Origin of the sequence: Mesorhizobium sp. PAMC28654, from assembly GCF_020616515.1 — a bacterium.
Taxonomy (GTDB): Bacteria; Pseudomonadota; Alphaproteobacteria; order Rhizobiales; family Rhizobiaceae; genus Mesorhizobium.
Map to the genome: position 1 here is coordinate 1,142,210 of NZ_CP085135.1, position 21,442 is coordinate 1,163,651.

Sequence of the window (21,442 nt, forward strand, 5' to 3'; positions counted from 1 at the left end):
AATCGCTGGCGGCTTAACTATTTGTCTTACGGGCGCGTTATTGGCCAATCTGTTTGAACAGTTCCTCGAAAGCCTTCTTCGCCTTGCCGGGCTGATTGGCCGATTCCGCTGCCTTCAGGTTACTGCCCGGATCGCCGACCACGACAAGGGCGACCATGCCCATGCCGTAATGGGGATTGCACTTGATCCCGTACACACCGGGCTTGGTAAACGTGACGGTCACATCCTTGTTCATCTGCCCTTTGAACGGCTCCGCACCGTCCGGCAGCATGCCGGGGATCGACTCGACATCGTGGCCCTTGTCCTTGGCAACAAAATGAACCGTGTCGCCGGGCGCTACCTTGAGAAACGATGGTTCGAGCTGAAACATGCCGTGCTTGCCCATGTTCAACATGGATATCTCAAATTCGGCGGCGCTTGCGGCGCTGGCCCAAGTTAGAACGGCGGCGGTAAGGAGCGGCACAAGTCTGATCGAGCGCATTCTTCTGATTTCCTTCTTGGTGTAAATGGCGGATTTTGCGGGTGGCCGCCTGTCTATCGGCTGCATCCGGTCCGTACTTTGCGCTAGGACAAACATGCTTCTGAAAAATGCACATTCACGCTTCGGCCAGCGGCTTGGCGCGATCCGCAGCCACGATGAGCTCTTCACCCACGTGGTCCGCGACAACAACGGAAGATCCTGCTCCACCCCAACGCAAGCGATCTGTCTGCCTTCCCGCTTTACAGCGGACCCGGGTTCGCCCGCACCGCGGCGTGTCCGCCAGCGGTTTGGGTTTTTGTTGTTCCAGCGCAAAGACGCCCACTTGAATATCGTCGATCGGTGAGACAGCCCCGACTACGCCGGAACGCCCCTGCGCGACGGTGCGTTATGTCGGATGAATCGCTCTGAACTTCAGGGCCCCTACTCGACTGCAAGGATCTTCGTGATGAACACCCAATTCCCTGGTCCAGAACTCTGGCAGCGAACTGTCGGCGACATAGCCGCCACGCTACCCGGCGCCACCGCGGTTCTCCGGAAGTACAAGATCGATTTCTGCTGCAACGGCGATCTCACTCTCGACAGTGCCGCTCACCGACGAGGGGTCGATCGAGGCGAGCTTGAGCGGGCGCTGGCAGCGCTCGGCACCCCCGATGGCACTAGCGCGGTGCCCACCGCAATGAGCAACGACGTTCTGATCGACCATATTCAGGCCTGCTACCACGAGGCGCACCGGCGTGCGTTGCAGGAGCTCATCGCGCTGTCGCGAAAGGTGGAGGCGGTGCATCGCGAACATCCGAAGGTGCCGGCCGGGCTTTCCGAAGCGTTGCGGCAACTGCAAAGAGACCTGGAACCGCATATGGCCAAGGAAGAGGCCATCTTGTTTCCGGCGATGCTGCAGTGGACTGAAGGTAAGTTTGATATCCCCATTTCGGAACTGCGGCACGAGCACGACGACCAGGGCATTTCGCTTGGGCGGCTTGAAAGCCTCACCGACAACTTCACCACGCCCGAAGGGGCTTGCCGCTCATGGCAAGCGCTCTATGTGGGCACGGCCCAGTTCGCTGAAGATCTGATCAAGCACATCCACTTGGAGAACAACGTTCTTTTCCCGCGCTTCGCTGCGGCGGAAAGCCGGACCTAACGCCAACGTTGACGGCGACTGCCGCGGAATTCGGACCGCCGGGACGATCCTAGACTCGGTAAAACCCGTCGCTATCCGGCGACTCGTGCTTCGGACCACAGACTACAGGCCCGGCTTTACCTGCGTAACGCGGCGGCATCCTGAGGGCATCGCGTTGAAAGTTCGCTAAGTGTCTGACCCAAAAAGAAGTTGGGTGATATCAATGACTTGTGATTCAATCGGAGTTGCGAAGCCTCGACGGAGCATCACATGTGGACTGATATCACCCGCGCCAAGCATGCCCGAAAGGGACTACGTTATTCAAGCGATTTGACGGACGCGGAATGGATGGTTCTGGAACCGCTGCTTCCGCCTCGCTCGGCGCTTGGCCGCCCGCCGAAATGGTCGCAGCGGTCTATCATGGAGGGCGTGTTTTATGTGCTGCGTAGCGGTCTGCCTTGGCGAATGCTGCCCAGGGACTTGCCGCCGGTATCGACGGTGCAGCGCTATTTCTACGCTTGGCGCGACAGCGGCCTTTGGAACACGATCAACCACCTGCTGCTGGTGGCCGTGCGTGTCGCCGCAGGTCGGGAGGCGTCGCCCAGCGCCGGCGTAATCGACAGCCAAAGCGTGAAAACCACTGAAAGCGGCGGGCTTTGTGGCTACGATGCGGGCAAGAAGATCAAAGGCCGAAAGCGCCATATCCTGACCGACACCTTGGGCCTGCTGGTCGGCGCGATCGTCCATACCGCTGACATCCAGGACCGAGACGGCGCCCCCGAGGTTCTGGCTTCTATTCGGGAAAGCTTTCCCTGGCTGCGCCACGTCTTCGCCGATGGCGGCTACGCCGGTGAAAAACTCCAGACCGCGCTCAGGGGAAAAGGTGGCTGGACCCTCGAAATCATCAAGCGATCCGACGCCGCAAAAGGCTTCGTTCTGCTCCCGCGCCGGTGGGTGGTGGAACGAACCTTCGCCTGGTTCGGCCGCAACCGACGCCTGTCCAAGGACTTCGAGCAGACCATCGAAAGCTCCACCGCTTGGCTGCTCCTCGCATCCGTTCAACTCATGACACGGCGCATCGCAAATCCATGATATCCATCAGAAATATTATGAGTCAGACTCTAAGCAACGGCAAGGTAGAACAGAGCGTGATTTTTGCTATGCAGATCGGCTGATGCCCTGCCGCCTCATCTCCCGATAGATCGTAGATCGGCCAATGCCCAGCTGCCTGGCAGCTTCGGCGGGTGAGGTTTTCGCCTCGACCAGCTTGATGGCGGCCTCGACCTTTCTCATGTCGAGCGGTTGTCGGCCAGGCCGTTTGCCTTTCGCCCTCGCGGCTGCCACGCCGTCTTTAGTCCGCTCGGAGATCAGACGCCGGTCGAAATGAGCGATGGCGCCGAACACGTGGAAGACAAGCTCGCCGGCGGCCGAGGACGTGTCGATCTTCTCCTCAAGGCTGAGCAGAGCAATCTGCCGCTCCCGAAGCATCGTCACCGTTGCAAGCAGTTCCGTCAGTGAGCGGCCGAGACGATCGAGACGGACGATGGCGAGCGTGTCACCGGGACGGGCATAGGCGAGAAGATCAATGAGGCCTGGCCGGTCCATGCTCTTTCCCGATTTGACGTCGGTGAACACCCTGATTGCGCCGGCCTGCTCAAGGCGGAGGGTCTGACCCGCAACATCCTGATCGCCGGTAGAGACGCGAGCGTAGCCGAGAATATGCGCCATTTTCTCGTCTCCCAAACGGCCGTTCTGTGGACGGGTGTGGCTTGACCTATCGACCGATCCAGAATCTGTCCACAGAATATGTCTCTTTACCCGGGCTTGTCCACGGATTGGAAAGGCCTTTTGTGGACGACGGGAGGAGGCCTGAATGGCGAAACGTGAGCTCCTGAGTGACGCCGAGCGGGAACAGTTGCTGGGAATCCCGACGGCGCGGGATGACCTTGTCAGGCTTTACTCCTTTGAGCCAACGGATTTTGACTTGATCCGTCTTCGGCGGGAAGACCGAAATCGCTTTGGCCTCGGCCTGCAGATGGCTCTGTTTCGCCATCCCGGCACGACGCTGGCGCAGGTTCTCAATCGCGTCGCGGAGCCACCTCAAGCATTGCAGTCCTTTATCTCTGAGCAACTCGGCATCCCGGCCGCAGCGATTGCGGATTATGCGGCTCGTGAGCAGACGATGTCGGATCATGCTCGCGAACTCGTCCTGGCTTTTGGTCTATGCGGTCCGGCCAGGACCGACATTCCTTTCATGATCGAGATGGCGGCTAACGCCGCGTGGCCAACCGACAAGGGCGTCGTGATTGCCGCTGCTGTGATCGACGCCTTGCGGCAGGCGAAAATCCTTCTGCCATCGATTTCGACGATTGAACGTGCCGGAATTGCCGGTCGGGCGCGGGCCCGAAAACAGGCCACGCACGCTCTTCTGTCCGGCCTGAGTCCGGAAAAATTGGAGAGTCTCGATGCTCTGTTCGTCGCCGATCCCGGTACGGGCATCACTCCGATCGCCTGGCTGAAAGCCATACCTGGGGCGGCAAAGCCGGATCATGTCCGCGGCATTCTCGACCGACTGCAATTTGTGCGGAATATAGGCATTCCGGCAAAAGCCAGCGCTACGATCCATCCCGATCGCTATCGTCAATTCGTATGCGAAGGCCGGGCATCGCCTGCTTACCTGATCGAGCGTTATACCGTGGCGCGCCGGCGCGCCACTCTTGTTGTCTTCCTGATCGATCTCGAAGAGCGGCTGACCGATGCCGCAATCGAAATGGCCGACAAGTTGATAGGCACAATGTTCGCCCGTGCGAAGAACACGCAGGCCCGGCGCTACGTCGCAACCTCAAAAGACGTATCGCGACTGATGCGCCTGTTTCGCGGCACGATCAACGCGTTGTCCGGGGCGCTCGAAAACGACACCGATCCGATCGAGACGATCGACGAATCCGTCGGATGGGCGACCTTGCTCAAGGTCAGACATGAAGTCGCGGCAATTGCCGAAACGGCCGGCGAGGATCCGCTTATAGTGGCGGTTGACCGCTATGCGACGCTCAGGAAGTTCGCTCCAGCGCTGATCGAGGCGCTTGAGTTCAAGGCCGGGCGTGGCAGCGCACGCACCATTGCCGCGATCCGTATCCTTCGCGAACTGAACAGATCGGGCAAGCGGGATGTTCCGCCTGACGCGCCCATGCCATTCAAGAAGGAGTGGCGCAAGCTGGTCATCGGGCCGGACGGCAAGATCAATCGCCGCCTCTACGAAACGGCCACCCTGGCCCATCTCCGCAACAAGCTGCGCTCGGGCGATGTCTGGGTCGAGCGGTCTTCAGCCTACCGTCGTTTCGACAGCTACCTGTTGCCGGAATCGGCCGCCGCTCCGATCGCGTCGGCATTGGGCTTGCCGGCGACCGCCGATGAATGGCTCGATCAGCGCGGCACAGAACTCGACTGGCGGCTGAAACGGTTCTCGCAACACCTCAAGCGGAACCAGCTCGGGGGCGTCAGCTTCATCGAAGGCCGCTTGGCAATCACACCCGTCAGGGCCGCTAGCACCCGCCGATGCGGAGGCACTGGCCGATCGGCTCGATGCCATGATGCCGCGCATCCGCGTCACCGAACTGCGGCATGAGGTCGCCCGCGAAACCGGGTTCATGGCGGCGTTCACGAATCTCCGCACCGGAGAGAAATGCCCCAACGAAAGCGCGTTGCTGGCGGCGATCCTGGCCGACGCCACCAATCTCGGCCTTTCCCGAATGGCCGCCGCCAGTCAGGGTGTCACCCGCGATCAGCTCGTCTGGACCCAGGACGCCTATATCCGCGATGACACGTATAACGCTGCCCTCTCGGCCATCATCAATGCTCATCACCGTCTGCCGATTGCCGAAGTCTGGGGCGACGGTACGACCTCAAGTTCGGATGGGCAGTTCTTTCGCGGCGGAAAGCGCGCCGCTTCGGGCGGCGATATCAATGCCCGTTATGGTGTCGATCCCGGCTTCAGCTTCTACACCCATGTCTCCGATCAGCACGGACCCTACCACGCCAAGGTCATCTCGGCCGCAACGCATGAAGCGCCCTATGTTCTTGACGGCCTGCTGCACCATGGCAGCAATCTCAGCATCGCGGAGCACTACACTGACACCGGCGGTGCGACCGATCACGTCTTCGCGCTCTGCGCCATGCTCGGGTTCCGCTTCTGCCCCAGATTGCGGGACTTTCCGGACCGGCGGCTGATACCGATCGATCTTCTCGCCGCCTATCCTGGTATCGCACCGCTTCTGGGAAAACGAATCCGCACCGATGTCATTCGCGAGCATTGGGATGAGGTGGTGCGTCTCGTCGCGTCGCTGAAGGCAGGCCACGTCGCGCCGTCGGTGATGCTGAGAAAGCTCGCCGCTTACGAGCGGCAGAATCAGGTCGACATCGCTCTCCAGGAAATTGGCAAGATCGAGCGCACCCTGTTCATGCTCGACTGGCTGGAAAATCCGGCGCTGCGGCGCCGCTGTCAGGCCGGGCTCAACAAGAGCGAACAGCGTCATGCGCTCACCCAGGCCATATGCACTTTCCGGCAGGGTCGGATCATCGATCGCAGCCACGAGGCCCAGCAATATCGTGCCTCGGGACGGAACCTCGTCATTGCCGCGATTGTCTATTGGAACTCCACCTATATCGCCGACGCCGTGGGCCATCTGCGATCAACAGGCGAATCTGCCCCCGATGACCTTATGGTCCACACCTCGCCGGTCGGATGGGAGCACATCGCATTCTCCGGCGACTTCCTCTGGGATCGCGCCGCACAGGCGACAAACCGCAAGCCACTCAATCTGCCGGCCAGAAGGCAGGCGGCATGATGATGTTCTCTCGCCGTTAGCCATTAGCGTTGTTTGGCGTACTTTCAACGCGATGCCTTCCTTCTGCTGGCGCTGGCCGCTTCGCTGCTGATGACCGCCCTTGACCGCGCCATTGGGCTCGAACTCGTCCCGCCGCTCTCCGCATCCCTGTGGGATACATCCTGGTTTCTCGACGACACGGGCAGGCTGGGCGCCTTCATCGCCGCCATGACAGGCTACCGTGCCCGTCCCGAGCTGATATCCGTTCTGGTCTACACCCTCTACTGGTTCGCCGCCGTCGCATTGCTGCGGTCCGGCCGGCCGCGTCCCGCAGAAAGGGCGTCATGACACTGCATGTCGCTCGACAGGCTATTCTCAATCAGCCGCGCGACGTCTGGTAGAGGCTCGGGGATTGGCTGCAGCGTCATCAACGGTCGATCCGGACCGCGCAATGGACCGTCGTTCTGGTCTAGAGTCGAGCGCTCCTCGAATACGACGTTGGCTATCTCATCGGCAGCCTCGCCAGGACCAATCAACCGCAAGCTCGCCACGTCGCTGGTGCGGCTGGCCCCGCAGGAGCTGGAAAGAGATCTCCTTCAAGGACCTGCCGCTCTCAAAGCCTAATAACGAAAAAGTCAGGAACGAAAAGCCTGGCCTTCAGCCCGCGTTCCAGTCTGCCAATTATGCGACTTTCCGAGAACAGACCGGGGACATCTGGCCGCTTGCCAAGGCCAGTTCGCGGTGAAAAAGCCAAAGTGTGGGTGTTCCGAAATGGCCGCAACAGGGCCGAAACGGGAAGAACCGCTGTGGGGGAGCCGGGCGGGAAAGCGGACGCGCCAACGATAGGAAGTTTCCTCTAGCATCGATCTGGCCGGCCTTTCCAGCGTTTGGCGCAGTATCGCCAGCCTGGTTTCTCTTTCAAGGCGTTTAAGGATCCACCGCGATCGTGTTCCTGAGACTGAATCTGCCTCAGTTGCTCAACCCGCGCCTTACGTCGTAACATAACGGCCGGGGCTCTAGTCTAATCGCCGCTGGATGACAGATGGCCGCGCATCCTGACACCTTGCTTTCTTACCCGGCATGTTGGAGTGACTTCGCTGTCTGCACCAGAGCCGACCCCAACGCGGTGCGGTAAGCAGCGCCGACCTGGCGGCTGTCAAAGGCCTGAGGGACCTTAGAGTCTGACTCATAATATTTCTGATGGATATCATGGATTTGCGATGCGCCGTGTCATGAGTTGAACGGATGCGAGGAGCAGCCAAGCCGTGGAGCTTTCGATGGTCTGCTCGAAGTCCTTGGACAGGCGTCGGTTGCGGCCGAACCAGGCGAAGGTTCGTTCCACCACCCACCGGCGCGGGAGCAGAACGAAGCCTTTTGCGGCGTCGGATCGCTTGATGATTTCGAGGGTCCAGCCACCTTTTCCCCTGAGCGCGGTCTGGAGTTTTTCACCGGCGTAGCCGCCATCGGCGAAGACGTGGCGCAGCCAGGGAAAGCTTTCCCGAATAGAAGCCAGAACCTCGGGGGCGCCGTCTCGGTCCTGGATGTCAGCGGTATGGACGATCGCGCCGACCAGCAGGCCCAAGGTGTCGGTCAGGATATGGCGCTTTCGGCCTTTGATCTTCTTGCCCGCATCGTAGCCACAAAGCCCGCCGCTTTCAGTGGTTTTCACGCTTTGGCTGTCGATTACGCCGGCGCTGGGCGACGCCTCCCGACCTGCGGCGACACGCACGGCCACCAGCAGCAGGTGGTTGATCGTGTTCCAAAGGCCGCTGTCGCGCCAAGCGTAGAAATAGCGCTGCACCGTCGATACCGGCGGCAAGTCCCTGGGCAGCATTCGCCAAGGCAGACCGCTACGCAGCACATAAAACACGCCCTCCATGATAGACCGCTGCGACTGTCCGTCGTCAGATCATTTGGCTCAGATTGGATCGCAGATTAGCGGAGTGTCGGCCTCATCTTGGGGTTGATGTTAAGCGGCGATCTTGCGGTGCTGCAAGCGCCGATGTTGGATGGTTTGGCGTTTGATCCTTTCTCGCTGTTTGATAATGGCTGCGGCCCTGCCGAAGTAGGCGTCGGCTGGCGTTACGTTGGCCAGGCTCTCGTGGTAGCGTCGATGGTTGTAATGTTCGACGAAGGCTGCGATCTGGGCCTCAAGGTCGCCGGGCAGAAAGTAGTTCTCCAAGAGGATTCGGTTTTTGAGGGTCTGGTGCCAGCGCTCGATCTTGCCTTGGGTCTGGGGATGCATTGGAGCGCCCCGGACATGGCTCATGCGTTGGTCCTGGATATAGTCCGCCAGTTCGCCGGCGATGTAGCTGGGGCCATTATCGCTGAGCAGCCGAGGCTTGTGGTGCACATGGGCCTGGTCGCACCCTGAGGCAGTAAGTGCCATGTCCAGCGTGTCGGTGACGTCCTCGGCCCGCATGGTGCTGCACAGTTTCCAGGCGATGATGTAGCGGGAGTAATCGTCGAGCACGGTCGACAGGTACATCCAGCCCCAGCCGATGATCTTGAAGTAGGTGAAGTCCGTCTGCCACATCTCGTTGGGTCGCGTCGTCTTGGTGTGGAACTCGTTCGCCGCCTTGATCACCACATAGGCCGGGCTGGTGATCAGATCGTAGGCCTTGAGGAGCCGGTAAACGCTGGCTTCTGACACGAAGTAGCGCGTCTCGTCGGTGAACCGTACTGCCAGTTCGCGCGGGGAGAGCTCGGACTGCTCCAGCGCCAGTTCGATGATCTGGTCATGGATGGCAGGCGGGATGCGGTTCCACACCCGGCTCGGCGCCGAGGGCCGATCCTGCAGCGCCTCAGGCCCGCCCTCGACATAACGGTCATACCAGCGATAGAAGGTCCGGCGCGGGATGCCCAGTCGGTCCAGCGTTTTGCGGGTTGGCAGGTGTGACTGCTCGACGATCCTGATGATCTCGAGCTTTTCGGATGCGGGATATCTCATTCTTGCTCGTCCCCATCCGCGATCATGCTTTTTTTGAGCAGACGGTTTTCCAGTGTCAGATCAGCGACGCATTCCTTCAGCGCGCCGGCCTCCCGGCGCAAATCCTTGACCTCGTCGCTGGTGGCAGCACGAGCGGTATCACCCGCCAATCGGCGCTTGCCGGCCTCCATGAACTCCTTGGACCAGGTGTAATACAGGCTCTGCGCGATCCCTTCCTTGCGGCACAGCTCGGCGATGCTGTCTTCGCCGCGCAGCCCGTCCAGCACGATCCGGATCTTGTCTTCCGCTGAAAAATGCCGCCGGGTCGCCCGGCGAATGTCCTTTACCACCTGCTCGGCAGGCTTCTTGGCACTTGAGGATTTAGGGCTCATCTTGGTTCCTTCGTCGTGACGACGAGATCAAAACCCTCCTTAATTCACAACCTCAAATCTGGGACACAGGTGCTGACGGGGAACACGCTGCGACCATTTCGGCGGGCGGCCAAGCGCCGAGCGAGGCGGAAGCAGCGGTTCCAGAACCATCCATTCCGCGTCCGTCAAATCGCTTGAATAACGTAGTCCCTTTCGGGCATGCTTGGCGCGGGTGATATCAGTCCACATGTGATGCTCCGTCGAGGCTTCGCAACTCCGATTGAATCACAAGTCATTGATAGCACCCAACTTCTTTTTGGGTCAGACACTAAAGGAATCGCAGAACCTATCTTGATGGAGAGATGAATCGACAGGCTCCTTAAAAAGGAGGGATATTGATCATGGAAGTCACCGCATCCCAGCCAACGGCGAAAATCCTGCTGTTCCCCCTGGCAGCACGGAAGCCTGCCTCAAATTTAGGCGCAAAGGCCAAATTCGCGGCAGAGCTCGCATCTTTGCGCAACACGCACGCCGATTTTGACGGCTGGTACCACGAGGCGGCCGTCGAAGAAGAAAATACGCGGAAGAGCTGAACTCGGCAGGAGTTGTCTGGCATCAAAAAGCCCGGCGCGATTGATAGCGCCGGGCTTTTGTTTGAGCGAGAGAGCCTCGGTTACTGCTTGGTGTCGAGGTTGGTTCCGAGCGTGTCCTTGACGAAGATCATGCCGATTATGAGCGACATCGCCGCGATGATCACCGGGTACCAGAGGCCATAGTAGATATCGCCCTTGTAGGCGCTGAGCGCGAACACGGTTGCCGGCAGCAATCCACCGAACCAGCCATTGCCGATGTGATAGGGCAACGACATGCCGGTGTAGCGGATGCGGGTCGGGAACATCTCGACCAGGATCGCGGCGATCGGGCCGTAGACCATGGTCACGAAGAGGACCAGGATGAACAGGATCCCGATCGTCATCGGCCAGTTGATTGCCGCTGAGTCGGCGAACATGGCGAAAGCGCCGCCACCCGGTATGTTGTAGACGGTGATCTCGGGCGCCCCTGCCGCTTCATCCTTGGTCAGGAGCTTGTCGGTGATCGCCTGGTCGACCGGAACCGTAGCCTTGTCGCCGGCACGGATGGCGGCGGCATCGAGCTTCAGTTCCGGATTGGCTGCGACAAACGCGTCAAGCTTCTGATCCGGTATCTTGACCGCGGCGCGCTTCAGCGGATAGCCGCCGTCCTGCAGCGACATGTTGACCGCTTTGACGAAGGCAGCGTCCTTCGCTTTTGCCTGATCACCAGCGACAATGGCATCGTACGAGTTCACCGTCTCACTGCCGATCTTGACCGACGCGGCCGTTCCGGCGGCAGCCGTGGATACCACGTCATAGGGCACCGAGTTCCTAGTCAGGAACGAGGTCGCGATGTCGCAGGACGTCGTGAACTTCGCCGTGCCGACCGGATTGAACTGGAACTTGCAGTCGCCGGGTGCCGCCGTCACCGTTGCCCGCGTGTTCTGCTGAGCCTTGGCGAGCGCCGGATTGGCGGCCCAGGTCAAAGCCTTGAACAGCGGGAAGGTGCAAACGATGGCAAGCGCGAGGCCGGCCATGATGATCGGCTTGCGGCCGATCTTGTCGGAGAGCCAACCGAACACCACGAAGAAGATCGAGCCGAGTGCGAGCGCGATGGCGATCATGATGTTGACCGACTGTGCTTCGACCTTCAGCACGTTCTGCAGGAAGAACAGTGCGTAGAACTGGCCGTTGTACCAGACCACGGCCTGACCGGCGGTGAGGCCTAGCAGCGCGAGGATCGCGATCTTGGCGTTCTTCCACTGGCCGAAGGCTTCCGTCAGCGGCGCCTTTGAACCCTTGCCCTCATCCTTCATCTTCTGGAAGGTCGGAGACTCGGAGAGAGACAGCCGAATCCAGATCGAAACGGCGAGCAGCAGGAAGGAGACTATGAAAGGAATGCGCCAGCCCCAGGCTGCGTAGGTTTCCTTGCTCAACGACCCCTGGACGATCAGGATGACAACGAGCGACAGGAACAGACCGAGCGTGGCCGTGGTCTGGATCCACGACGTGTAGTAACCGCGCCGGTTGTCGGGTGCGTGCTCGGCGACATAGGTGGCCGCACCGCCATATTCGCCGCCCAGCGCCAGGCCCTGCAGCATGCGGAGCAAGATAAGGATCACGGGAGCGGCGATGCCCAGGGTTGCATAACCAGGCAGCAAGCCGACCAGGAAAGTCGACAGGCCCATGATCGTCATGGTGACAAGGAAGGTGTATTTGCGGCCGACAAGGTCGCCGATGCGGCCGAACAGCAGCGCGCCGAACGGGCGCACGAGGAAGCCGGCGGCGAAGGCCAGCAGCGCGAAGATGTTGCGCGTCGCTTCCGGAATGGTGGGGCTGAAGAAGGTCGAGCCGATGAATACGGCCAGCGAGCCATAAAGGTAGAAATCGTACCATTCGAAAACAGTGCCGAGCGAGGAAGCGAAGATGACCTTCTTCTCTTCCCGCGTCATGCCGCGGCTTGCTCCGCCGGCGGCTGATGCCATTGCCATGAGTTTTCCTCCCGTGAGATCCCGTCTGTCCTCGATGCTGCACATCAACGTCCGTGTTCTCCTCCGAACGCGGACTCAAAGCGGTGCCATCACGGAAAAAATGACAGAAAGTATCCCCCGGCGGCAGAGCGCCTTTGGGATTATGACTTTGGTATAATGTGCAGTGCGGTATGAGGAAAAAGCCAGCGGCGGAACGCTTAGCCCTTGAGCGCTTCAAGCAAACTTACGGCAGCCATCATGTCGCGCTTGCGTGCGGATCGACGCGCGACAGCCTCCGCGTCCTGGCCCCATTGCTCGATCTGCCAGTCCTCATCGACATGGCCGGCGGCCCAGGCCGCTTCGGCATCGAGTTCGCCGAAATCGACCGCCAGCGCCAGCAGCGCCGAACCGGTCAGCGATGTCATGACATGGATGGCGGCCAGCCGCGGAGGATCGGCACGCTGGGCAAGGTGAACGCCCAGAACGGCAATGCTCTCGCGCGGTTGCTCGACATGAATGATGCCTTCGGCAAGATTGAAGCGAGCGCCAAGCGTTGCGCGCGCCCAGTCGATGACCGGGTCCCAATGCTGGTTCTGCCGATCGACCAGCCCTTGCGGAGCGTCGGCCCTGTAGCAAAGCAGGTCGGACGAGGCAAAGCGCAGAATGTCCTCCAGCACCGCCTGCGGGTCGCTGGCGACACCGTCGATCGCCGTATTGACGAGGCGCATCACCGGCATCGTCACTGGATTGATCGTTTCGCCTTGCGCGGCGAACTCGCCGGCAACCAGCGTCGCGGCTTCCTCGGTCGGCAGCATCAATAGAGCCTTGCCAGGCGTACGCACCGGCTTGCCATCGAGATGTACCGCAAAGGCATCGTCAACTGGCTTGACCGAGGCGGTTTTGTAAAAACGCTTCGGCAGCGGTGTCTTCATCTGGATCTGGGCACGACGCACCGGATCAGGATCCGAAAGATATTTGCCTGCTTCAAGGTCGTTGAGGATATCACGCATAAAAGGTCTCTCTTACACCGGCATCAGCTTGCGCTGGGGCCGGTTGACGATGATCAGGCCGGCGGCAATCAGGCCAAGCGCCACGAAGATGCGCACGCTCAGCGGTTCATTCAAGAACATGGCGCCGCACAGCACGCCGAAAACCGGCGACAGGAAGGTAAAGCTCGACAGGCCGGATGCCGGGTAGCGTCGCAGCAGCCAGAACCACAGCACGTAAGTGAAGGCGACGATGTAGACCGCCTGGAAAAGCAGCGCCAATGTCGGCAGCAAAGCGGGATCGCGAATCGGCGAACCCGCCAAGGGAATTACCAGCAGACCGACGATTGCCGCCCCGGCAAGCTGATAGAGCAGCAGTTTTTCGGCGCTAGCCTCGACCAGCTTGGACCGCTTGATGAGGATGTTGGTCAAGGCCCAGAAGAATCCGGAGCCGAGGCTCAAGAGGTCACCGAACAACATGTCGCCACTGCCGCCAAGCTTGTCGGAAAAAACAGCGGCAAGGCCGGCAAAGGCCAGCAGCAGGCCGAGCAATTTGCGCATCGTTATCTGCTCGCCAAGCAGGAAGTGGCCACCGAGCAGCATCCAGAACGGCATTGTGTTGACCAGCAACGTGTTGCGGGCAACGGTCGTGTGTTCCAGGCCGACATAAAGGCAAAGGAACTCGATGCCAAAGAGCACGCCAACGGCAATACCGGCCAGAAGTGTCCCGTCGCGGGTAAATAGCGCTATGCCGCGCCACCGGCACCAGAGGAAGACGCAGAAACCGCCAATAGTCGACCGCGCGATCGACAGGAACACCGGGTCGTAGCCGGCATAGGAAATCTTGGCGGCGACATAGTTCAGCCCCCAGGAAAAGGTCAGGCCGACCATGATGGTGGCTGCGGCCATGTCGACCGAGTCGCGCCGGTCGAGCGTATCGGTAGCACCGCCCAAGCTCACTCCTCCGCGCTGGCGTCGTCGAAGCCGATCAGGTTCCAGCTCTGGCGCATATGCGGCGGCATCGGCGCGGTGACATCGATGAAACCTTTGTCGGGATGCGGGATGACGATGCGGCGCGCGTGCAAATGCAAGCGGTTCTGCATGCCGCCTGGAAAATCCCAATTGGTGTCGGCCTCGAAATATTTCGGGTCGCCGATGATCGGGCAGCCAATGTAGGCGGCATGGACGCGAAGCTGGTGCGTGCGGCCGGTATAGGGCTCCATCTCCAGCCAGGTCATGGTCTGCGCCGCCTGCTCGATGATGCGATAATAGGTAACGGCGTGGTCGGCACCCTTCTCGCCATGCTTGGCGACGCGCACCCGGTCGCCGTCGGGCGTCGGCTCCTTGATCAGCCAGGTCGAGATCTTGTCCTCGCGCTTGGGCGGCACGCCCTTGACCAGCGCCCAATAGGTCTTCTTGGTTTCGCGCGCGCGAAACGCCTCCGCGAGCTTCATCGCGGCAAGCCGGGTGCGCGCAACGACCAGCACGCCCGAGGTATCGCGGTCGAGCCGGTGAACGAGACGCGGCTTCTCGCCCTTCTTGTTGCGCCAGGCTTCCAGCATGTCGTCGACATTGCGGGTGACACCGGAGCCACCTTGCACCGCCAGCCCTGCCGGCTTGTTGAACACAAAGACTTTTGGATCCTCATGGATCAGCATTTTTGCCAGAACGTCGGCATCGCCTTGGTTGCGGATCGAGTGGCCGGTAAGGGCGCTTTCACCCTTCTTGTCCACTTCCAGTGGTGGCACACGCACCATCTGGCCTGGCTCGACGCGCGTATCGGCCTTGACCCGGCCGCCATCGACGCGGATCTGGCCGGAGCGCAGCAGCTTCTGAAGGTGTCCAAAGCCAAGGCCCGGAAAATGGGTCTTGAACCAGCGATCGAGCCGCATGCCCGCTTCGCCGGCCTCCACTGTAATCTGTTCAACGCCTGCCATAGTCTCGCTTTACCCGTTTCAGGCGCATGACACGAAAACGGAATCGGTTTTCGAAGGGGATCGTGCGCAAGATCAAATTTTCCATAGCGCCACCGGCGCGTCCCGAGGGATGCGCGGCGCCATTAGCGCGGCAATAGCACTAAGGCAGGCTTCTTGCGAGCCAAAGACCCAGAAAGAGTGCAATCATCGCCCCAATGACGCTTGCAAGCGCATAACCAAGGGCAGGTAGGGCCGATCCGCGCTCCCACAAAGTCGCGAAATCCAGCGAGAAAGCGGAAAAAGTGGTGAAACCGCCAAAGATGCCGGTGGCTACGAACAGCCTAAGCTCACTCGATCCGCCGCGCCGCACCAGCATTGCGATGAACAGCCCCATGGCGAAGGAGCCGACGATGTTGATCGCCATCGTGCCCCAGGGAAAATTCGGGCCGACAAGGCGCAGTGCGCCCATGTTTGTGAGGTGACGTATTCCGGCGCCAATGCACCCACGACGACGAGAAGAAGATTGAGCATCGTCGTTTACTGCCTTGGGTGCGCGCGCCGGTCAATCCCTTGGCTGGGCGGCTAAGCCGGCGGCACTGCGCAGACAGTGGAGCGCGTCAGGAACCGCCTCTCGCGGCCGTTGTCGAGCGAGAACATGCCGCCCCTGCCCGGCACCACGTCGATAATGAGATCGGTGTGTTTCCACACCTCGTATTGCGAGCTGCTGATATAGACCGGCGTCTCGCCAATTTCGCCGAGCATGACATCATTGTCGCCTACGATGAAATCACCCTGCGGGTAGCACATCGGCGAAGAACCGTCACAGCAGCCGCCTGACTGATGAAACAGAACTGGACCATGGTCGGCGATGATTTCAGCCAGGAACGCTTTGGCTTCCGGCGTGGCCGAGACTTTCCCAAGCGAAACCTTGTCGAGCATGGCATTCCTCCGTCATCAAGCGGCCGGGGCGCGGCGGAACGGCCGCGCCCCTTTGCGGTTACGCATGAACCTGCCCTTGGATATCCAGTCCAGGATCATGCGCAGCCCTGGGGGGCTCTTAGAAGAAACCAAGCTTCTTCGGGCTGTAGCTGACCAGCATATTCTTGGTCTGCTGATAGTGATCGAGCATCATCTTGTGGTTCTCGCGGCCGATGCCCGACTGCTTGTAGCCGCCGAAGGCCGCGTGCGCCGGATAAGCGTGGTAGCAGTTGGTCCACACACGGCCAGCCTGGATGGCGCGGCCGAAGCGGTAGCAGCGGTTGGCATCGCGGCTCCAGATACCAGCACCGAGACCATAGAGCGTGTCATTGGCGATCGACAGTGCCTCGTCGTCATCCTTGAAGGTCGTGACCGAAACCACCGGCCCGAAGATTTCCTCCTGGAAGACACGCATCTTGTTGTGACCCTTGAACACCGTCGGCTTGACGTAATAGCCGCCGGCCAGATCGCCCGGCAGATGGTTCTGCTCGCCGCCCATCAGCACTTCGGCGCCTTCCTTGCGGCCAATGTCGAAGTAGCTCAGGATCTTTTCCAGCTGCTCGCTCGACGCCTGCGCGCCGATCATCGTTGCCGGATCGAGCGGATCGCCCTGCACGATCGCTTCGACGCGCTTCAGTGCCTTTTCCATGAACTTGTCATAGATCTTCTCATGCACCAGCGCCCGGCTGGGGCAGGTGCAGACCTCGCCCTGGTTGAGGGCGAACATGACAAAGCCTTCGATGGCCTTGTCGAAGAAGTCGTCGTCCTCGGAAGTCACGTCCTGGAAGAAGATGTTGGGCGACTTGCCGCCAAGCTCGAGCGTGACCGGAATGAGGTTCTGGCTGGCATATTGCGAGATCAGCCGGCCGGTCGTCGTTTCGCCGGTGAAGGCGATCTTGGCGATGCGGTTCGAAGAAGCGAGCGGCTTGCCGGCTTCGAGGCCGAAGCCGTTGACGATGTTGAGCACGCCATCCGGCAGCAGGTCGCCGATCAGGTCCGCCCACAGCATGATGGTGGCGGGTGTCTGTTCGGCGGGCTTCAATACCACGCAGTTGCCGGCGGCAAGTGCTGGCGCCAGCTTCCATACCGCCATCAGCAGCGGGAAGTTCCAGGGAATGATCTGGCCGACGACGCCGAGCGGCTCATGGAAGTGATAGGCAACGGTATCGTGGTCGATCTCGGAAATGCCGCCCTCCTGACTGCGTACGGCACCGGCGAAATAGCGGAAATGGTCGATGGCGAGCGGCAGATCGGCGGCGGTCGTCTCGCGGATCGGCTTGCCATTGTCCCAGGTTTCGGCGAGCGCCAAGAGGTCGAGATTGTCCTCCATGCGGTCGGCGATGCGGTTGAGGATCAGCGCGCGGGCGGCAGCGCTGGTCTTGCCCCATGCATCCTTGGCCTTGTGCGCGGCATCGAGTGCCGCCTCGATATCCCGGCCATCGGAGCGAGCGACTTCGCCGAGCGGGCGGCCGGTGACAGGCGATATGTTGTCAAAGTATTTTCCGGAGAGCGGGGCGACCCATTTGCCGCCGATAAAGTTGTCATAGCGCTTGGCGAAGGGAACCTTGGCCGTGCGAGAAAACTCCACTTTGTTCATCGTCTTCCTCCCAAGAAGCAGCGCCACGGGATGTGGCGCGTCGATGGCAAGAGTTGCGGATGGGGTGGGGTTTGTCAGCCCTAGCCCACCATTCGCCGACGCTAACTGTCGCAGATCTGCGACAGCCGCGAGCCCCGAAGGCTCAGTGCGGACGGCGAATGCCGAAACGAGCGAGCTTGCGGTGCAAGGTCGCCCGCGAAATTCCAAGACTGCTGGCAGCCGCCGAAACATTGCCCTCGGCGCGCGCAATGGCGCGCTGGACCACGCCGCGCTCCGCCTCGTCCAAGTCTTCGGCAGTGTTGACCGAGCCGCCGAGGATGTCGGCGGCCGGCAGTCCCCTGGCCAGGATCTGTTGGGTGATGCCCAGTGCAAGGCGCGCCGACCGGGTCGCGCCGATCACAAGGTCGTCAGCATCGACCGCGATCAATGCACCAGCGCTGCGCTCGGCCACCGGCGCCAGCAGGATACGAGCGCTGGAAAACGCCAGGCGGAAATTCTCGGCCTCGATGCGGCGCGCCGCATCGCCTACCGCCATGGCGATCAGGTTGACGAAACCTTCGGTCAGGTCCGACCGGCATGACGATACATCGAGCGCGGCCGCCAGGGTGCCTTCATGATCGTAGATCGGCGAGGTCGTGCAGCTGAGCAGCGTGTTGCGCGAAAAGAAATGCTGGTCGCGATGAATGGTGAGCGCACGCTGGTCGGCCAGACACGTGCCGATGCCGTTGGTTCCCTCGGAGTCCTCACTCCATACCGTGCCTGTCCACAGGCCCCATTCGTCGAATGTACCATCATCCGCGACGGCGCCGCGGCGTTCGACCGGGATGCCTTCGCGATCGGCCAGAAGCACGCAACAACCGATGCCGCCGACGGCCAGATAAAGGCGGTCGAGACTCGCATCGGCGGCGCGCAGCAATGGCTCTATGCGTTGCCGAGCCTCGCTCAGCTCGCCTTCGGTCAGGCGTCGCGGAGCCTTGCGCTCGGCCGGATCAAGACCGTGCAATGACAGCGAACGCCGCCAGGAAGCGACCAATGCCGAGCGCGCGGCATCGCTCGTGGCTATGGCTGCCTGAACGACATCCGCGTGATGAGTGGCAGATTGTCCGTTCACCTTATCCTCCCAAGGTGAATGCCGCGCCCATTTCCGCAGCGTTATATCTGCGAAAACATATCCGTCAGTCGAGTTCTAGAGGATCACTGACCGATGCCGCTATAGGACGATGGTCCAAGAGCGGGCCAAAACGCACCCGCTCCCGGTATCTTGGAAGGCCGCGTAGAGATCAGGTCGTTCCGACTTTCTTCGGCTTGCTCGAGCCAATCATCTTCCAATTCTTGTAGAACATCGAGTTGATGCGCTCGACGCTGACCGAGACAACCGCGAGCATGCCGGCGATGAGCCCAGGAACCGGGGACGGCCTGATAATGTCCATGAACACACAATAGCGGCGTCCGTCAAATTCGTTGACCGAGCGATGCAGCAGCGTGTCGTCGAAGATGAACAGCGGATTGTCGTACCAGTAGTTCTTGACATTGCCGCATTCGACGAAGATTTCCGATTTGACCGGAACGAGGTTGTAGAGAATGCGCAGGCTGAGCCGCAGCGGCCCGAAGTGCCAGGACGTCGATTCGCGCTTGCTGAAAACGGAAACGGCAATGGTCTTGATGTATTTGAAATCCTTGTTGAATTCGGCGACATTGTCGATCTTGTGCTTGCCGTACCATTGGTAGACATACATACCGCGCCGACCGGCGCCGAAATTGGCATCGATGTCGGCGATGATCTCGTCCTTGCGCGCCTTGAAGATGTCCAGGACCTCATTGACCTCGCGCTGATAGTCGGCGGGAAACTGCTCCAGCTTCCAGACACCCGGATTTCTGTAGCACAGGAGGTCAACCAGCAGATTGAATGGTGAAAGCAGCCAGGTGAAGATACCGTTGCCCAGGAAATAGCCGCTGAACAGCGACAAATCCCTGCGATCATTGCGCAGCACATCGATGAGGCCGAGGACGATGAAAACCGCCGTCACGATTGGGATGAAATAGAAGCCAAGAGCAAGAAGCGGGATGGCAATGGCGAATTTGCGAAGGGATTTGCGAAGGTTTTTTGTCATTTTTCCACGCGCGGAGCGCGATCCTGTTGCGAATGAGGTGTGCCAAATCACGGCACCAACCACCGCCCGGCCGTGCGCCTTGATAAGGTTTTTTGGGTCGCCGCACAACGGCCACGGCATTGTGGCCTTGCGGCTGCCTGGTGGAACTCGCCGGACAATCAATGCACCGCCCGTGAAGCAGCGTATCAATTTCATAGAGCGCTTCAATGTGACCTGCTTGGACAATGGATTTACGCAGCGCGCGAAGCGTCAGAATTGTCGCCTCGAGTGTGTCTTTGACGTTCGCAGGTTCCGACACGGCGGTGTCCCCTGGGACGTCAAAACACGGCCGCGGCGACATGGTTCCACCAGGAGCGCTTCCCTCGCGAAAGGCCGCGAGGCCGCAGGTGAGGCGTTTCATGAAATGGCCATCAGGACATCGAGCGCGCATCAAGCAGCAGTGCTTTCAACATTGGCGCTCACGATTCGCGCGGAATTGTCCTCTCCTCACTCGGCACGCGATACTGCAGTTCTGCTTCCCCAACGGCATACTCTTGCAATCGGGCGCGAGTCTCAGGCGCCGCAATGCTCGACAGCATGAACCGTCAAATCGCGCAGCCTGTTACACGCTATTCGGAGCCTAGGTCGGGCGTATCGAGTCTGGCACGTCTTATTCCGCTACGCGACGCTGCGGCGTGGGCTTTCTGGAATATCGCCCACAAATTCATGGCGTCATCGGGACAACTCTCCCCAAGCCGAATGGATTTGCGTCAGAGATTGATGACGCTCGCAATGTCGATCATCATAGGGAAACTCCGATCTACTCTCTCTGCAGCCGCTGGAAAGAAGGCCTGCCGTGAGCATACCGGCAGTAGGCTCACGGTATTCCAAGCAAAGGCGCCGGGGATTCTGACTGTCGCAAGCGATGCAATCCAAGATTTCTGTCCCCTGCCCTCTACTCGCAGGTCGAGGCGATGGCAGCCCGTTGTCCTGACCGCCGAAAGAGCGCGAGGAGCTCGCCATGGTTCGTGCGCGCGGCTCTCGTCTAGACGCGTTTCCCGAATCCGCTACCTGATGTCAGCCGCCCACTTGGGATCCGTGGCCAAAACTGGTTTGGCTTTTCGCAGATGACCGTCTAGCTCCAGGTGAAGTTCATGCAATCCGCCGTCGCGGCTGCGCCCAAGAATCTCAAAGTGCTTGGGTTTGCGCCTTGGCTCTCCTAGAACGGCATATCCTTTGGCCTCGGCCTCTCTTATTGCGGCGTTCGGCTCAGCCTGAATATCGCTGTCGTGATGTTCCTTGTGGTGGATCGCGATCGTCTCGCCGTCTTCCTTTGCATAGTGCTCCACCTTCAGTTCCGAGGGTTTCATCTCCCCGGAAAGCGTGACGCGGTCCCCGATCTTCAGGGCAATCATTTCCGCTCCTTTTGGCGTTAGGTCGGCGGGGATTCGACCGCAGCCTGTCTCGACCACGAACCGGTGGGCGAAGATATCTGTGATGGTTCCCGTAACGATTAGGGCATCATGGTGAGGCATGTTTCGTTCCTTAAGTGGGGCCAGTATCGATCAACAGGCTGGCTGATATAGAGTTTGCTAATTGAGAGGATTCG

Annotated in this window: 17 protein-coding genes and 3 pseudogenes; 5 read left to right on the forward strand and 15 right to left on the reverse strand. The window is 60.3% G+C overall.

The window, feature by feature from the left end:
- Positions 1-37: 37 nt before the first annotated feature.
- Positions 38-649, reverse strand: a complete 612-nt coding sequence (locus tag LGH82_RS05795; protein WP_319799920.1) for a pseudoazurin — start codon at positions 647-649, stop codon at positions 38-40.
- A 277-nt stretch (positions 650-926) separates the two neighbouring features.
- Here LGH82_RS05795 and ric point away from each other — a divergent pair, with 277 nt between their 5' ends.
- Positions 927-1,622 (forward strand): iron-sulfur cluster repair di-iron protein, encoded by a 696-nt coding sequence (gene ric, locus LGH82_RS05800; RefSeq protein ID WP_227347645.1) that lies wholly within the window; start codon positions 927-929, stop codon positions 1,620-1,622.
- Positions 1,623-1,871: 249 nt separating this feature from the next.
- Positions 1,872-2,693 (forward strand): IS5 family transposase, encoded by an 822-nt coding sequence (locus tag LGH82_RS05805; RefSeq protein WP_227345406.1) that lies wholly within the window; start codon positions 1,872-1,874, stop codon positions 2,691-2,693.
- 66 nt (positions 2,694-2,759) lie between these two features.
- Here LGH82_RS05805 and LGH82_RS05810 read toward each other — a convergent pair whose 3' ends face one another.
- Positions 2,760-3,329, reverse strand: coding sequence for a recombinase family protein (locus LGH82_RS05810; RefSeq protein ID WP_227347646.1), 570 nt, complete (start codon positions 3,327-3,329; stop codon positions 2,760-2,762).
- A 145-nt stretch (positions 3,330-3,474) separates the two neighbouring features.
- Between LGH82_RS05810 and LGH82_RS05815 the strand changes: the two are divergent.
- Together LGH82_RS05815 and LGH82_RS05820 are read left to right on the forward strand one after the other, a co-directional pair.
- Positions 3,475-6,445, forward strand: a pseudogene (locus tag LGH82_RS05815) (Tn3 family transposase).
- 33 nt (positions 6,446-6,478) lie between these two features.
- On the forward strand, positions 6,479-6,772 hold the full coding sequence (locus LGH82_RS05820; protein WP_227347647.1) for a hypothetical protein: 294 nt from the start codon (positions 6,479-6,481) through the stop codon (positions 6,770-6,772).
- 859 nt (positions 6,773-7,631) lie between these two features.
- On the opposite strand, the pseudogene LGH82_RS05825 reads toward LGH82_RS05820, so the two are convergent.
- From LGH82_RS05825 to LGH82_RS05835, 3 genes and pseudogenes are all read right to left on the reverse strand, one after another.
- Positions 7,632-8,312: pseudogene (locus LGH82_RS05825) on the reverse strand (IS5 family transposase); the annotation flags it as partial.
- An 81-nt stretch (positions 8,313-8,393) separates the two neighbouring features.
- Positions 8,394-9,745, reverse strand: a protein-coding gene (locus tag LGH82_RS05830) for an IS3 family transposase (RefSeq protein ID WP_227344189.1) whose coding sequence is annotated in 2 segments (ribosomal slippage) — positions 8,394-9,409 and positions 9,409-9,745 — 1,353 coding nt in all. Because the reading frame shifts where the segments join, the coding sequence is not laid out codon by codon here.
- Between the two features lie 84 nt (positions 9,746-9,829).
- Positions 9,830-9,973, reverse strand: a pseudogene (locus LGH82_RS05835) (transposase); the annotation flags it as partial.
- Between the two features lie 152 nt (positions 9,974-10,125).
- On the opposite strand from LGH82_RS05835, the gene LGH82_RS05840 reads away from it, so the two are divergent.
- A complete protein-coding gene (locus tag LGH82_RS05840; RefSeq protein ID WP_227347648.1) occupies positions 10,126-10,317 on the forward strand; it encodes a DUF2735 domain-containing protein in 192 nt (63 codons plus the stop codon).
- 80 nt (positions 10,318-10,397) lie between these two features.
- On the opposite strand, the gene LGH82_RS05845 is transcribed toward LGH82_RS05840, so the two are convergent.
- From LGH82_RS05845 to LGH82_RS05890, 10 genes are all read right to left on the reverse strand, one after another.
- The gene (locus LGH82_RS05845; protein WP_227347649.1) at positions 10,398-12,287 is read right to left on the reverse strand and encodes an MFS transporter; all 1,890 of its coding nucleotides are present in this window, start codon (positions 12,285-12,287) and stop codon (positions 10,398-10,400) included.
- A gap of 197 nt (positions 12,288-12,484) precedes the next feature.
- On the reverse strand, positions 12,485-13,276 hold the full coding sequence (locus LGH82_RS05850; protein WP_227347650.1) for an ATP12 family chaperone protein: 792 nt from the start codon (positions 13,274-13,276) through the stop codon (positions 12,485-12,487).
- Positions 13,277-13,288: 12 nt separating this feature from the next.
- Positions 13,289-14,161, reverse strand: a complete 873-nt coding sequence (locus LGH82_RS05855) for a DMT family transporter (RefSeq protein WP_227349500.1) — start codon at positions 14,159-14,161, stop codon at positions 13,289-13,291.
- A gap of 47 nt (positions 14,162-14,208) precedes the next feature.
- Entirely contained in the window at positions 14,209-15,189 is a 981-nt protein-coding gene (locus tag LGH82_RS05860) for an RluA family pseudouridine synthase (protein ID WP_227347651.1), read from the reverse strand.
- A 139-nt stretch (positions 15,190-15,328) separates the two neighbouring features.
- Positions 15,329-15,637 (reverse strand): CrcB family protein, encoded by a 309-nt coding sequence (locus LGH82_RS05865; RefSeq protein WP_413771427.1) that lies wholly within the window; start codon positions 15,635-15,637, stop codon positions 15,329-15,331.
- Between the two features lie 113 nt (positions 15,638-15,750).
- Positions 15,751-16,107: a DUF779 domain-containing protein gene (locus tag LGH82_RS05870; protein WP_227347652.1), complete on the reverse strand. Its 357-nt coding sequence runs from the start codon at positions 16,105-16,107 to the stop codon at positions 15,751-15,753.
- Between the two features lie 118 nt (positions 16,108-16,225).
- The gene (gene adh / locus LGH82_RS05875; protein ID WP_227347653.1) at positions 16,226-17,743 is read right to left on the reverse strand and encodes an aldehyde dehydrogenase; all 1,518 of its coding nucleotides are present in this window, start codon (positions 17,741-17,743) and stop codon (positions 16,226-16,228) included.
- Positions 17,744-17,885: 142 nt separating this feature from the next.
- Positions 17,886-18,854, reverse strand: a complete 969-nt coding sequence (locus tag LGH82_RS05880) for a helix-turn-helix domain-containing protein (RefSeq protein WP_227347654.1) — start codon at positions 18,852-18,854, stop codon at positions 17,886-17,888.
- A gap of 169 nt (positions 18,855-19,023) precedes the next feature.
- A complete protein-coding gene (locus LGH82_RS05885; RefSeq protein ID WP_227347655.1) occupies positions 19,024-19,854 on the reverse strand; it encodes an aspartyl/asparaginyl beta-hydroxylase domain-containing protein in 831 nt (276 codons plus the stop codon).
- A gap of 1,046 nt (positions 19,855-20,900) precedes the next feature.
- Positions 20,901-21,368: a hypothetical protein gene (locus tag LGH82_RS05890; protein ID WP_227347656.1), complete on the reverse strand. Its 468-nt coding sequence runs from the start codon at positions 21,366-21,368 to the stop codon at positions 20,901-20,903.
- Positions 21,369-21,442: the final 74 nt, after the last annotated feature.

Coding starts and splice junctions, on each gene's coding strand:
- ric (WP_227347645.1), top strand. CDS start 927: ATGAACACCCAATTCCCTGGTCCAGAACTCTGGCAGCGAACTGTCGGC.
- LGH82_RS05805 (WP_227345406.1), top strand. CDS start 1,872: ATGTGGACTGATATCACCCGCGCCAAGCATGCCCGAAAGGGACTACGT.
- LGH82_RS05810 (WP_227347646.1), bottom strand. CDS start 3,329: ATGGCGCATATTCTCGGCTACGCTCGCGTCTCTACCGGCGATCAGGAT.
- LGH82_RS05840 (WP_227347648.1), top strand. CDS start 10,126: ATGGAAGTCACCGCATCCCAGCCAACGGCGAAAATCCTGCTGTTCCCC.
- LGH82_RS05845 (WP_227347649.1), bottom strand. CDS start 12,287: ATGGCAATGGCATCAGCCGCCGGCGGAGCAAGCCGCGGCATGACGCGG.
- LGH82_RS05850 (WP_227347650.1), bottom strand. CDS start 13,276: ATGCGTGATATCCTCAACGACCTTGAAGCAGGCAAATATCTTTCGGAT.
- LGH82_RS05855 (WP_227349500.1), bottom strand. CDS start 14,161: ATGGCCGCAGCCACCATCATGGTCGGCCTGACCTTTTCCTGGGGGCTG.
- LGH82_RS05860 (WP_227347651.1), bottom strand. CDS start 15,189: ATGGCAGGCGTTGAACAGATTACAGTGGAGGCCGGCGAAGCGGGCATG.
- LGH82_RS05865 (WP_413771427.1), bottom strand. CDS start 15,637: ATGGGCGCACTGCGCCTTGTCGGCCCGAATTTTCCCTGGGGCACGATG.
- LGH82_RS05870 (WP_227347652.1), bottom strand. CDS start 16,107: ATGCTCGACAAGGTTTCGCTTGGGAAAGTCTCGGCCACGCCGGAAGCC.
- adh (WP_227347653.1), bottom strand. CDS start 17,743: ATGAACAAAGTGGAGTTTTCTCGCACGGCCAAGGTTCCCTTCGCCAAG.
- LGH82_RS05885 (WP_227347655.1), bottom strand. CDS start 19,854: ATGACAAAAAACCTTCGCAAATCCCTTCGCAAATTCGCCATTGCCATC.
- LGH82_RS05890 (WP_227347656.1), bottom strand. CDS start 21,368: ATGCCTCACCATGATGCCCTAATCGTTACGGGAACCATCACAGATATC.